Origin of the sequence: Mesorhizobium sp. (assembly GCF_004962245.1) — a bacterium.
In the GTDB taxonomy this organism is placed as follows: Bacteria; Pseudomonadota; Alphaproteobacteria; order Rhizobiales; family Rhizobiaceae; genus Mesorhizobium.
Map to the genome: position 1 here is coordinate 43638 of NZ_SUHQ01000014.1, position 12158 is coordinate 55795.

A 12158-nucleotide genomic window follows, 5' to 3' on the forward strand; every position below is an offset into this window, starting at 1 on the left:
GCCTCGCTCCGAAGTCTTTGATGCCATCATATCAGACCGGATGTTTCCGGCGCGTGTCGTCGCGGCAAACTATCTAGACGAAATCCACCGGTTTCAATGCGCAGCGATGACGCACTGTGTCACGCCGGAATGACGCGTTGCGTCACGGTGGGGATGCCGCAGCGCGGCGAAGGATCACTGGCATAAATCCCAGCGATCAGAAAAATTGATTGGCGCAACCCCTTGTGCCACCGGTACATTCGACTGGTCCAGCCAAGTGAAAAAGGCTGGCCATCGAGGAACAATCCCATGCCACAGCGAAACGACACGGCCATATGGTCCGGCCTGTTCCGGATTTCGGCGGAATCCGGCCAGACCCTGCAGGCGCAGATCCGTCAGGCGATTGTCGCCGCCATCCTCGACCGGCAGATCGCCGCCTCGATGCCGCTTCCATCCTGCCGGATCCTGGCCGAGAAACTAGGCGTAGCGCGCGGCACCGTGGTGCTGGCCTTCCAGCAGCTCGTCGACCAGGGTTTCCTGGTGGCGCGCGAACGGCGCGGCCATTTCGTCAATCCCGAGGTGCTGGCGACACCGGCGAGGCCGCATCAGAAGGCGCCCGACCAGGCCAACGAGATCGACTGGAAGGCGCGCCGGCAGATCGCGGCAAGTGACATGCCGCCGCCTGCCAAGCACGACAACTGGATCAAGTCGTCCTACCCGTTCGTCTATGGCCAGTTCGATCCGGCGCTGTTCCCGACCGCAGAATGGCGCGAGTGCAACCGCATGGCGCTCGCCGTGCTCGAGATCCGCAACTGGGCATCCGACATGGTCGATCGCGACGATCCGCTCCTGATCGAGCAGATCCAGGCGCGGCTGTTGCCGCGGCGCGGCATCTTCGCCAATCCCGACGAGATCATCGTGACGCTCGGCGCGCAGAACGCGCTCTATATGCTGGCAACGCTGCTGATGACCAAGGGCTCCAAGGTGGCCATGGAAGACCCCGGCTATCCCGACGCGCGCTCGATCTTCCGGCTGGCCGGCGCCGACGTCACACCGGTTCCGGTCGACCACTCCGGCATCGTAACCGCTTCCATTCCCAATGATTCCGGCTTCGTTTTCGTGACGCCCAGCCACCATTGCCCGACCATGGTGCCGCTGTCGGCGGAGCGCCGGCAGGACCTGCTGGCGCGGGCCACTCGCCACAATCAGATCATCATCGAGGACGGCTATGACAGCCAGCTTTTGGACGAAGCGCCGCAGCAGGCGCTGAAGAGCCTCGACCGTTCCGGCCGCGTCATCTATGTCGGCTCGATGTCGAAGACGCTGGCCCCCGGTCTGCGGCTCGGCTACATCGTCGCCTCGGCCGGGCTGATTGCAGAGCTTCGCGCGCTGCGCCGGTTCATGCTGCGTCATCCGCCGGCCAACAACCAGCGCGCGGTCGCGCTGTTCCTGTCGCTCGGCCATCACGAGGCGCTGGTGCGGCGGCTGTCGAGCGCCTTTGACGAACGGCGCAAGCGTCTGATCCATGCGATTTCCGCCTTCTTGCCGGAGTGGCGCTCGACCGATTCGGCCGGCGGCGCATCGCTCTGGCTCGAGGGGCCGCGCGGCACCGATTCGCGCGGGCTGGCCGAGGCGGCCGCCTCGCGCAGCGTCATCATCGAGCCCGGCGACCGCTTCTTCGACCGCACCGAAAAGCCGTCGCGCTTCATGCGGCTGGGCATCTCCTCGATCGCGCTGCAGCACATCGAACCCGGCATCCGCGAACTGGCGACGGCGGCCGGGCGCAGGCCGGCAGCGGCTTGATGCCTCGTCCGGGCAAGGGACGGCCACGGTTCTTTAGCGCCCTGGCATATGTGACGGGACCGTCTGGCTCATAGGCTGTACCAATGCCGGCGGCATAGTTCGAGGCATAAGGGGACGAAGCAGGCCGATGGTGGACCAACCACCGCCGCCCGCTTCGCAGCTAAAGGTGGAGTGCCTCCATGTCAGTGGCTGTTGAGAAGCCGGATACGCCCTCGGACCAACGTTCGCGGCGTTCCGGCGGGCGCGAAGCGCGCCGCGCTATGCGGGCGGCGCCACTTGCCGACGATATCAGGCCGGTGCGCGCCGGCCTCGAAGGCGGAAGCTACGGACCGCTCAGCGAAAACGACCGCGAGCGCATCCACGAGGCGGTGCTGACGCTCCTGGAAACGGTCGGCTTCGCCAACGCCATCCCGTCCTGCATCGAGGCGTTGACCAAGGTCGGCGCCACCCTCGGCGAGGACGGCCGCATTCGTTTTCCGCGCGCGCTCGTCCTCGACACCATCAAGAAAGCGGCGCGGCATTTCACCTTGCACGGCCAGGATCCCAAGCACGACATGGTGATCCAGGGCAAGCGCGTGCATTACGGCACGGCGGGCGCCGCCGTGCATCTGGTCGATGTCGAGAAGCGCGAGTATCGCGAGTCGCTGCTGCAGGACATCTACGACGCCGCCCGCATCGTCGAAGGGCTGGACAACATCCATTTCTTCCAGCGGCCGATGGTGCCGCGCGATATTCCCGATCCGCTCGACATGGATTTCAACACGCTTTACGCATGCGTGATGGGCACGTCGAAGCATGTCGGCACGTCCTTCACAGTGCGTGAAAACGTCAAGCCGGCGCTCGACATGCTCTATGCGATTGCCGGCGGCGAGGAGAACTTCCGGGCCCGGCCGTTCGTGTCGAATTCGAACTGCTTCGTCGTGCCGCCGATGAAATTCGCCGAGGACGCCTGCGGCGTGCTCGAAGCCTGCGTCGAGGGCGGCATCCCGATCCTGTTGCTGTCGGCCGGCCAGGCGGGCGCCACGGCACCCGCGGCGATTGCCGGTGCGGTGGTGCAAGCGGTGGCCGAGGTGCTCGCCGGCCTCGTCTACGTCAACGCCATCAAACCGGGGCATCCGGCGATCTTCGGCACCTGGCCGTTCGTCTCGGACCTCAGGACCGGCGCCATGTCCGGCGGTTCGGCCGAGCAAGCGGTGCTGACCGCGGCCTGCGCCCAGATGGCGCAATTCTACGATCTGCCGGGCGGTTCGGCCGCCGGCATGACGGATTCGAAATTGCCGGATATTCAGTCCGGTTACGAAAAGGGCATCACCGATGTGATGGCCGGCCTTGCCGGCCTCAACCTTGTCTACGAATCGGCCGGCATGCACGCCTCGCTGCTCGGCTTCTGCCTGGAAAGCCTGATCATCGACAACGACATGCTCGGCCATTGCCTGCGCTGCGTACGCGGCATCGAGGTGACCGACGAGTCGCTGTCGATCGACACCATCACCGATGTCTGCCTGAAGGGGCCGGGTCACTACCTCGGCAATGAGCAGACGCTCAGGCTGATGCAGACTGAATATTTCTATCCGGCGGTCGGCGATCGCTTTTCTCCGAAGGAATGGAACGAGAAAGGCAGGCCCGACATCTTGCAGCGGGCAATCATCGAGAAGAAACGCATCCTCGCCGAGCGCTTCCCGCGCCATGTGCCGAAGCCGGTCGACGACAAGTTGCGCGCTCGCTTCGGCAATCTGATCCAGCTGCCGCGCAGCGGCATGGGCGGCTGAGCACGCTTCTCCTCGGAACGGTCAATCTGTGCTCAACCCGTAGCGCTCGACGACCTCGCCATTGATCAGCTTGGCATGCAGCGTCATCAGTATGATTTGCGCATCGAAGCTGTCGCCGGCCTCAAGGGCGGCCTCGATCCGGCGCTCCGCATCCAGCGTATGTTCATGCCCGTTGGACAATCCGAACGCTTCCGGCCCGGCAATACAATAGCCAAGCAGCAGCGCCACCGGTGGATAGGCTTGTGGCGGCGGCTCGTCGGGCCAGTGATCCTTCATCAGATTGACGACGGTGAGCTTTGCTCCCTCCGGCACAAGGGCCGGGTGAAGGTCGACGCCGCGCAACGCGGCGTCGAGTTGCCTGAGGTCGCCCGAACGGCCGAACATTCCGAGGAAGCCTAGGGAAGAGCGCCGTCTCGCCATGATGTTCCTATCCGAATGCCCGAAACCGCGGCGCAGCGGCAGTCGCGCAGCCACTACCCGCCCGCCGACAGCAACAAAACACCGGCGAGAGCCGATCCCGCCAGCGTCGGCAGCATGCCGATCTTCAACTTCAGGATGGCGATCATGGCGGCACATGACAGCAGCGCCGCGCGCCAGTCGATCGATGAAACCACCGGCACATCCATGCCAAGGCCGATGTTGCGCACCTCGCCGAAGATGACGTGCAAGGCGAACCATAGAGCGAGATTCATGATGACGCCGACGACGGCGGCGGTGATCGCGCCCAGCGCCGCCGACAGCGCCTTGTTGCCGCGCAGGGATTCTATGTAGGGCCCGCCGAGGAATATCCAGAAGAAGCAAGGGGTGAACGTCGCCCACAGCGTGAGCATCGCCCCAAGCGATCCGGCAAGCAGCGGGCTCAACGATCCGGATTGGCGGAACGCGGCAAGGAAGCCGACGAACTGCAGGACCAGGATGAGCGGACCGGGCGTCGTTTCGGCAAGCCCGAGGCCATCGACCATCTCACCGGGTGCCAGCCAGCCGAAGGATTCGACCGCCGCCTGCGCGACATAGGCCAGGACCGCGTAGGCGCCGCCGAAGGTGACAACCGCCATGACGCTGAAGAAGCCACCGATCTGCGTCCACACGCTGGCGGATCCGGTGAATGCCCAGATCAGAAAGACGGGGGCGAGCCAGATCGGCAGCCAGATCGCCAAAGTGCGCGGCGCATGCCATCGCGTCGGGCTGACGTGGGTCAGCTCGCCGCGCTCGAACATCAGATCGACCGCGCCCTTGATGTCGTGAACCGCGTCCTTGCCGTGCGCCGCGCCGGAAAAGAGGGCTGGCGCAATACGGTTTCCGATCCAGCCCGTCAGGCCCGCAAGCAGGATGATGAGCGGAAACGGCACGTTCAATGCATAGATGGCGATGAAGGCGGCGAGCGCGATCGACACCATGACCCGGTTCTTCAAGGCGCGCCGTCCGATCCGGATCATCGCTTCGATCACGACGGCGAGCACGGCCGCTTTCACCCCGAAAAACAGCGCCTCGACGAGGGGGGCGTCGCCATACAGCGCATAGAAGATGCTCAAGGTGAGCATCACCAGCGCGCCCGGCGCGACGAAGAGGATGCCGGCGACCAGGCCGCCGAGCGTCCGATGCAGCAGCCAGCCAATATAGATGGCGAGCTGCTGCGCTTCCGGGCCGGGCAGCAGCATGCAGTAGTTCAACGCATGCAGGAAACGTTGCTCGCCGATCCAACGCCGTTCCTCGACCAATTCCTTGTGCATGAGCGCGATCTGCCCGGCCGGCCCGCCGAAGCTGAGCAGGCCGATCTTCGCCCAGAGCCTTACGCCTTCGCGGAAGGTTGGCGCAGCCGGCGCCTCCCCCGTTTTTCCCGCAGAAGGGGCGCTCATGCTGGCTTGCCCGTGCTTGGCCAGTTGTGCGTTTCCTCGGTGGCGTCGCGGCACCATCGGAAAAACGCATCGTAAAGCAGCATGCCTGCCTCCAACTGTTCCAGATCGTCGCGAAACATCCGCGACAGGCCAAGCGAGGCGGCCAGGAATCCGGCTGCCTGGGGAACCAGATCGAGGCTTGCGGTGTCGGCTGCGCGCACAATCGTGGCGAGGCGATCGATCGGTTCGGATTCGAGCCCGAACTCTTCGATCATCGTGTCGAAGGTGCAGCGTTCGCCGCGGTGAGTCCAGAACACATTGTCGATGTCGAAAGGCACGGCCCGAAAGCGATCCGCAACGGCCGACACTTCGGCCGCCTCGACAAAGAGGAAGACCGCGCCCGGATCGATGAAACGCCGGATCAGCCAGGGACAGGCGATGCGATCGACCTTAGGGCGGGCCCGCGTCACCCACACGGTGCGGCCTCTTTCATCGCGGGGCGGCATCTTGTCGGTGCGGACCAAGAGCCCTTTGGCATCGCGCCAAGCCTCGAACCCGCCTTCGAGGGATTCGGCGGCAATGCCCTCATGCCGCAGCCACGCGGCCACGCCTTGCGAGAGCTTTTGGCCTTTTTGGCAAACGACTGTCACTCGACTGCCGACGAATTCGGACGCCCAGGTCGAGACGGTTTTGAAATCACGCCGGGTTGAGGCTGGCAGCAGGCGCGGATCGGCGTTGTAGTCCTCTTCGATGCGGACATCGATGATTGCGGGCGCGCCCGGCAGACCAATCAGACGGGACAGTTGCGATACGGTGATAGCGGTTGTCGATGGCATGGCGTCCACCTCCTTGAGAGAGAAGCTTGGACGCGAACGTTGGGCTGACGCCTCACGGGGTCGTCGCGATGCACCCCTTGCCATAATCGTGGGTTCGTCGCGCCCGCTTGTCAAGCATCATCCGTCGCCCTTGTCCCATGCTGTCCGCCAAGCGGTCCGGGAAAAAAGGACACAGGTCGATTGCACTGGCACCTTGCGTAGGTTGACAGGCGGATAGGTCACCTATATTTAACTTATAGGTTAATTAACTTTCAGGCTAATCGATATGCCAACAGACCACCTCTCGACGACATTCGCCACGCTGGCCGATCCGACGCGGCGCGCCATATTGGCAAGGCTGGCACTTGGCGAAGCGACCGTGAATGAGCTGGCAGCCCCCTTCGCCATGAGCCTGCCGGCAGTCTCCAAGCACCTCAAAGTGCTGGAGCACGCCGGCCTGATCAAGCGCGGCCGCGAGGCGCAGTGGCGGCCATGCCGGCTGGAAGCTGGGCCGCTGAAGGAGGTGGCCGGCTGGCTGGAGCACTATCGCCGCTTCTGGGACGACAGTTTCGATCGCATGGCCGACTATCTCAAGGAAATCCAGAGCAAGGGAGACCCGAATGGCCGCAAGAACTGAGACAGCCGAAGCACCGCAATACGCACTGGAGATTTCGCGCCTATTCGATGCACCGCCGGGTCTGGTGTTCAAGCTGTGGACGACGCCGGAGCATCTGGTGCGCTGGTGGGGTCCGAAGAATTTTTCCTCGACTACGGAAATACTCGAATTCCGCGAAGGCGGACGCTACCGCCACCTTATCCACAGGCCCGACGGCCAGACCTATGCGATGTCGGGGGTCTTTCGCGAGATTGTCCAGGCAAAGCGCATCGTGTTCACATTTGCTTGGGACGAAGGCGACTTCCAGGATCGGGTCGAGACCCTGGTGACGGTTTCCATCACCGCCGAAGGCGACCGCACACGACTGACCTTCAGGCAAGAGCCGTTCGCAGACATCGAAACCCGGGATTCTCATATTGAGGGCTGGAGCGAATGCCTGGACAAGCTCGACGTCTATCTGGCGAGCATTTGAGAGGGAGTCTCGCTCGGCAGCCCTTCGGGCGCAGCCAGCACAATTCAAGACCCACGAGGGCAAAACAATGAAAAAGACCTATCATGGCAGCTGTCATTGCGGCGCGGTGCGTTTCGAAGCCGATATCGACCTCGCCGAGGGCATCCGCAAATGCAATTGCAGCTTCTGCTGGAAGCTCGGCTACCGGAAATCCTTCGCGGCCTATGAGGCCGTGCGCGTGACGGATGGCCGCGACGGAATGCGGGAGTACAAGGCGACGCCATCCAACTGGCCGGAAGGCGACATCAACCACTATATGTGCCCGAACTGCGGCGCGAATTTTCTCTCGCGCGGCTATCTTGACTTTATGGGCGGGAATTTCTGGGCGGTGAACGTCGCCTGCCTCGACGACGTCACCGAAGAGGAGTTGGCCGCGGCACCAATCGTCTACGAGGATGGTAAGCGCGACCGGCAGGACCAGGCGCCGGAGATCACCGGGTATTTGTGAGCGGCGGAGTCAGGCAAGCCAAGGCAGAAATGCCGCCATAGGACATCTGACGGCGGCTTGATCGGATCAAGCCGCCGGTTGCGGAAAGCGCCGCAGAGCGGCGTTTAGTGATTGTCCCGCGGCACGCCGCTGGTGTGCGCCACATCCTGGTATTTCACTGCCGGCTTCAGCACCATTCCTTCGGAAAACTGATCGACCATGCCGCGCTGGATCTCCTGCCACGGCGTCTGGTGCTTGGGGTAGTGATAGCCGCCATTGTTCTGCAGTTCGGCGCGGCGGCGCGTGATCTCGTCATCGGTGACGAGAATGTCGGCGGTGCCCTTGCGCAGGTCGATGCGGACGCGGTCGCCGGTCTTCAACAGTGCCAACCCGCCGCCTATGGCCGCTTCGGGCGAAGCGTTGAGGATCGATGGCGAACCCGATGTGCCCGATTGGCGGCCATCGCCGATGCAGGCCAACGCATGGATGCCCTTCTTGATGAGATGGGCCGGCGGCTGCATGTTGACGACTTCGGCGCCGCCCGGATAACCGATCGGACCGGCGCCACGCATGAACAGGATCGTGTGCTCGTCGATGCCTTGCGCCGGATCGTCGATGCGGGCGTGATAGTCCTCGGGCCCGTCGAAGACCATGGCGTTGCCCTCGAAGGCCTCGGGATCCTTCGGATTGGACAGATAGCGTTCACGAAATTCGGGCGAGATGCCGCTGGTCTTCATGATCGCCGAATCGAACAGATTGCCCTTGAGATTGATGAAGCCGGCATTGGCCTTCAGCGGTTCGGCGACAGTGCGGATGACGTCGAGATTCTCGTTGACGGCCGCGCTGCAATTGTCGCCCATCGTCCTGCCGTTGACGGTCATGGCGTCGGGATGAGGCAACAGCCCGGCCTTCATCAGTTCGGCCACGACCGCCGGCACGCCACCGGCATGGTGATAGTCCTCGCCGAGATATTCGCCCGACGGCTGCAGATTGACGAGAAGCGGTATCTCGAGGCCGACCTTCTGCCAATCGTCATTGTCGAGCGGCACGCCGAGGTGGCGGGCGATGGCGTTGAGATGGATCGGCGCGTTGGTCGAGCCGCCGATGGCCGAGTTGACGACGATGGCGTTTTCGAAGGCCTTGCGGGTCATGATGTCGGAGGGCTTCAGATCCTCATGCACCATGTCGACGATGCGTTTTCCCGTCTCGTAGGCGATCTGGCCGCGCTCGCGATAGGGCGCCGGAATGGCGGCCGAGCCCGGCAGCTGCATGCCGAGCGCCTCGGCCAGCGAGTTCATGGTGGTGGCGGTGCCCATGGTGTTGCAGTAGCCGGTGGACGGCGCCGAGGAGGCGACGATGTCCATGAACTCGTCATAGTCGATCTCACCGGCCGACAGGCGCTGGCGCGATTCCCAGACGATGGTGCCGGAGCCGGTGCGCTTACCCTTGTGCCAGCCGTTGAGCATCGGGCCGACCGACAGCGCGATGGCCGGAATGTTGACGGTGGCCGCAGCCATCAGCAAGGCCGGCGTCGTCTTGTCGCAGCCGATGGTGAGCACGACACCGTCGAGCGGATAGCCGTAGAGCACCTCGACCAGGCTGAGATAGGCAAGGTTGCGGTCGAGTGCGGCGGTCGGGCGTTTGCCCGTTTCCTGGATCGGGTGGCAAGGAAACTCGAAAGGGATGCCGCCCATCGACACGATGCCCTCGCGCACGCGCTTGGCCAGTTCGAGATGATGGCGGTTGCAAGGCGACAGGTCCGAGCCGGTCTGGGCGATGCCGATCAGCGGCTTGCCCGACATCAGTTCAGCACGCGTCAGCCCGTAATTCAGGTAGCGCTCGAGGTAAAGCGCCGTCATGCCCGGATTGTCGGGATTGTCGAACCACTCCTGCGAGCGAAATTTCTTCTTTCCGGTGGGGGCGCCTGCCATCATGGTCTCCGTATTTGTATGACAAATCGATATGACAACGCGCGAGAGCAAGCAAGGGGGACGCGCGATCCGAAACCGGACTTTGGTGCGATAGACATGTGAGCGCCCCTGCGCTACGGCTTTGTGACTGTCTTGTCGGGGAGATTTTCATGGCTTTGGTGATCGAAGGCGAGGAGCGCATCGCCGCACCCTTGCAAAAGGTGTGGGAAGCGCTGAACGACCCGGAGGTTCTGAAAGAAACCATTCCCGGCTGCCAGAGCCTCGAAAAGAAGTCGGACACCGAGATGGGAGCGACCGTGGTGCTCAAGATCGGGCCGATCAAGGCGACGTTCAACGGCGAGGTGACGCTGAAGAACCTCAACCCGCCGCATTCCTACACCATCCAGGGCGAAGGCAAGGGCGGCATCGCCGGCTTCGCCAAGGGCGGCGCCGATGTGACGCTGACCGCCGATGGGCCGGAGGCGACGATCCTCAGATATGCGGCCAAGGCCGACGTCGGCGGCAAGATCGCCCAACTTGGCAGCCGGCTGATCGAATCGACGTCGAAGAAGCTGGCCGGACAGTTTTTTTCGTCGTTCGGCGAGAAGGTCGGCGGCTGAACTGGAGGGTGGCTCGCTGGGCCGGATGGGGTCCGCCGCAACGCGCTCCGTCATTTTTCTTCGTAAGAGGTCGAGGCGGTTAAGGCGACCCCTCCCGCTTCGCACGGCACCCTCCCCTCAAGGGGGAGGGGGTCACTCGAACACGATTGATGGCACGGCGGCCGCCATGCCGCGTTCTTCGTTGACCCTGTCCCAGACCTTGGCGGCGATGTCGCGGTAGATCTTTGCCTCGGCGCCACCGGGCTTCGAGACCACCACCGGCGTGCCGGCATCCGAGCTTTCGCGGATGCCCATCTCGAGCGGCACTTCGCCGAGGAAGGCCACGCCGAGACGCTCGGCCTCGCGGCGCGCGCCGCCATGGCCGAAGATGTCGTAGCGCTTGCCTGTATCGGGAGCGAGAAAATAGCTCATATTCTCGACGATGCCCAACACCGGCACGTCGACCTTCTTGAACATGTTGAGGCCTTTTCGCGCATCGATCAGGGCCAGATCCTGCGGCGTCGAGACGATGACGGCGCCGGCCAGCGGCACCTGCTGGGCCATGGTCAGCTGCGCGTCGCCGGTGCCGGGCGGCATGTCGACGACGAGCACGTCGAGCGGGCCCCACTCGACCTCGCGCAGCATTTGCGTCAATGCCGACATCACCATCGGCCCGCGCCAGATCATCGGCGTCTCCTCGTCGACGAGGAAACCCATCGACATGACCTTCAAGCCGTAATTCTCCATCGGCCTCAGGACCTTGCCGTCGACGGTCTGCGGCCGGCCATGGATGTTGAGCAGCCGCGGCATGGACGGGCCGTAGATGTCGGCGTCGAGCACGCCGACCTTCAAGCCGTTGGCGGCGAGGCCAAGCGCGATGTTGACGGCGGTGGTCGACTTGCCGACGCCGCCCTTGCCGGAAGCGACAGCGATGATCGCCTCGATGCCGGGTATGCCGCGCTTACCCTGGCTGTGCGAGGCTGGAGCATGCGGAGTCGGACGTGGCGCGGCGGCGGGTGCGGCCGGCGGCGCGGGCCTGGGGGCAGGTCGCGCCGGAACAGGGGCCTCCATGCCGCCGCCCTTCCTTTCCGCCGTCAGCGCGACCACGGCGCCGGCGACACCGGGGATCGCCTTGACGACACGCTCGGCGGCGGCACGCAATGGCTCCATCTCCTGAGCCCGGGCGGCAGGGACGGTGATCGAGAAGAAGACCTTGGCATCAGCAATGAAAATCTCGGAAACCATGCCGAGATCAACGATGTTGCCGGTGAAATCCGGCCCATTGATCGTCTTCAGGCGTTCGGTGACGGCTTCCTTGGTAACGTTTTCCTGGACGGCGGGCATCAGCTTTTTCCTCTGCTTTCCGCTTCAGATAAGGCAGTTGCCGAACAGAACCAAGCGGCGGAACGACGCGCGCTGTGCCATGGCGGTCGCCAGAAGGCGAAGCGGCCCTATTTCCTACACAGCTTTCGGTGGCGCCAGCCAATAAGGAAAGGAGACCGCCATGCTCGCAAACAGCAACGCAACGGCCAATCTCGCGGTGAAGGACCTGGCCAAGGCCAAGGCTTTCTACCAAGACATCCTGGGTTTGACAGAGGTCCACAATGAGGGTGGCGAACTGATCGTCTACAAATGCGGCGATACCAGCATCAATGTGTACCGCTCGAAGTTCGCCGGAACCAACAAGGCGACGGCGGTGACCTGGGCGGTCGGCGTCGGGATCGAAAAAATTGTCAGCGCGTTAAGGTCGAAAGGTGTCGTTTTCGAACATTACGACATGCCTCACACAACGATGGAAGGCGACATCCACGTCGGTCACGGTATGAAGGTCGCCTGGTTCAAGGATCCCGACGGCAACATACTGAACCTTGTGGACAGGTAGATTTAGCATTGC

Annotated in this window: 12 protein-coding genes; 7 read left to right on the forward strand and 5 right to left on the reverse strand. The window is 63.5% G+C overall.

The genetic code is table 11. From position 1 onward, the window contains the following. The first annotated feature begins 288 nt into the window (after positions 1 to 288). Positions 289 to 1782 carry a PLP-dependent aminotransferase family protein gene (locus E5X88_RS16355; RefSeq protein WP_292163021.1) on the forward strand — a complete coding sequence of 498 codons (1494 nt, stop codon included), beginning with the start codon at positions 289 to 291 and terminating at the stop codon, positions 1780 to 1782. A gap of 179 nt (positions 1783 to 1961) precedes the next feature. Further along, a complete protein-coding gene (locus E5X88_RS16360; RefSeq protein WP_292163022.1) occupies positions 1962 to 3551 on the forward strand; it encodes a trimethylamine methyltransferase family protein in 1590 nt (529 codons plus the stop codon). Between the two features lie 21 nt (positions 3552 to 3572). Here the strand turns inward: E5X88_RS16360 and E5X88_RS16365 are convergent, their stop codons facing one another. From E5X88_RS16365 to E5X88_RS16375, 3 genes are read right to left on the reverse strand one after another with little or no spacing between them, the layout of a single operon-like run. Continuing rightward, positions 3573 to 3971: a hypothetical protein gene (locus E5X88_RS16365; RefSeq protein WP_292163023.1), complete on the reverse strand. Its 399-nt coding sequence runs from the start codon at positions 3969 to 3971 to the stop codon at positions 3573 to 3575. Positions 3972 to 4024: 53 nt separating this feature from the next. After that, positions 4025 to 5407, reverse strand: coding sequence for a chromate efflux transporter (gene chrA, locus E5X88_RS16370; protein ID WP_292163025.1), 1383 nt, complete (start codon positions 5405 to 5407; stop codon positions 4025 to 4027). Further along, positions 5404 to 6222 carry a chromate resistance protein ChrB domain-containing protein gene (locus E5X88_RS16375; RefSeq protein ID WP_292163026.1) on the reverse strand — a complete coding sequence of 273 codons (819 nt, stop codon included), beginning with the start codon at positions 6220 to 6222 and terminating at the stop codon, positions 5404 to 5406. The genes chrA and E5X88_RS16375 overlap by 4 nt, the downstream gene beginning before the upstream one ends. A gap of 265 nt (positions 6223 to 6487) precedes the next feature. On the opposite strand from E5X88_RS16375, the gene E5X88_RS16380 reads away from it, so the two are divergent. The 3 genes from E5X88_RS16380 (at position 6488) to E5X88_RS16390 (ending at position 7776) form a co-directional block, all read left to right on the forward strand. After that, the gene (locus E5X88_RS16380; protein WP_292163028.1) at positions 6488 to 6838 is read left to right on the forward strand and encodes a metalloregulator ArsR/SmtB family transcription factor; all 351 of its coding nucleotides are present in this window, start codon (positions 6488 to 6490) and stop codon (positions 6836 to 6838) included. Further along, positions 6822 to 7289: an SRPBCC domain-containing protein gene (locus tag E5X88_RS16385; protein ID WP_292163029.1), complete on the forward strand. Its 468-nt coding sequence runs from the start codon at positions 6822 to 6824 to the stop codon at positions 7287 to 7289. The genes E5X88_RS16380 and E5X88_RS16385 overlap by 17 nt, the downstream gene beginning before the upstream one ends. A 67-nt stretch (positions 7290 to 7356) precedes the next feature. Further along, on the forward strand, positions 7357 to 7776 hold the full coding sequence (locus tag E5X88_RS16390; RefSeq protein WP_292163030.1) for a GFA family protein: 420 nt from the start codon (positions 7357 to 7359) through the stop codon (positions 7774 to 7776). A gap of 104 nt (positions 7777 to 7880) precedes the next feature. Here E5X88_RS16390 and E5X88_RS16395 read toward each other — a convergent pair whose 3' ends face one another. Continuing rightward, entirely contained in the window at positions 7881 to 9686 is a 1806-nt protein-coding gene (locus tag E5X88_RS16395; RefSeq protein WP_292163031.1) for an IlvD/Edd family dehydratase, read from the reverse strand. A 149-nt stretch (positions 9687 to 9835) separates the two neighbouring features. On the opposite strand from E5X88_RS16395, the gene E5X88_RS16400 reads away from it, so the two are divergent. Next, positions 9836 to 10285, forward strand: a complete 450-nt coding sequence (locus E5X88_RS16400) for a carbon monoxide dehydrogenase subunit G (protein ID WP_292163034.1) — start codon at positions 9836 to 9838, stop codon at positions 10283 to 10285. Positions 10286 to 10417: 132 nt separating this feature from the next. On the opposite strand, the gene E5X88_RS16405 is transcribed toward E5X88_RS16400, so the two are convergent. Next, positions 10418 to 11608, reverse strand: coding sequence for an Mrp/NBP35 family ATP-binding protein (locus tag E5X88_RS16405; RefSeq protein ID WP_292163036.1), 1191 nt, complete (start codon positions 11606 to 11608; stop codon positions 10418 to 10420). Between the two features lie 160 nt (positions 11609 to 11768). Between E5X88_RS16405 and E5X88_RS16410 the strand changes: the two genes are divergently transcribed. Further along, positions 11769 to 12146 carry a VOC family protein gene (locus E5X88_RS16410; RefSeq protein ID WP_292163038.1) on the forward strand — a complete coding sequence of 126 codons (378 nt, stop codon included), beginning with the start codon at positions 11769 to 11771 and terminating at the stop codon, positions 12144 to 12146. Positions 12147 to 12158: the final 12 nt, after the last annotated feature.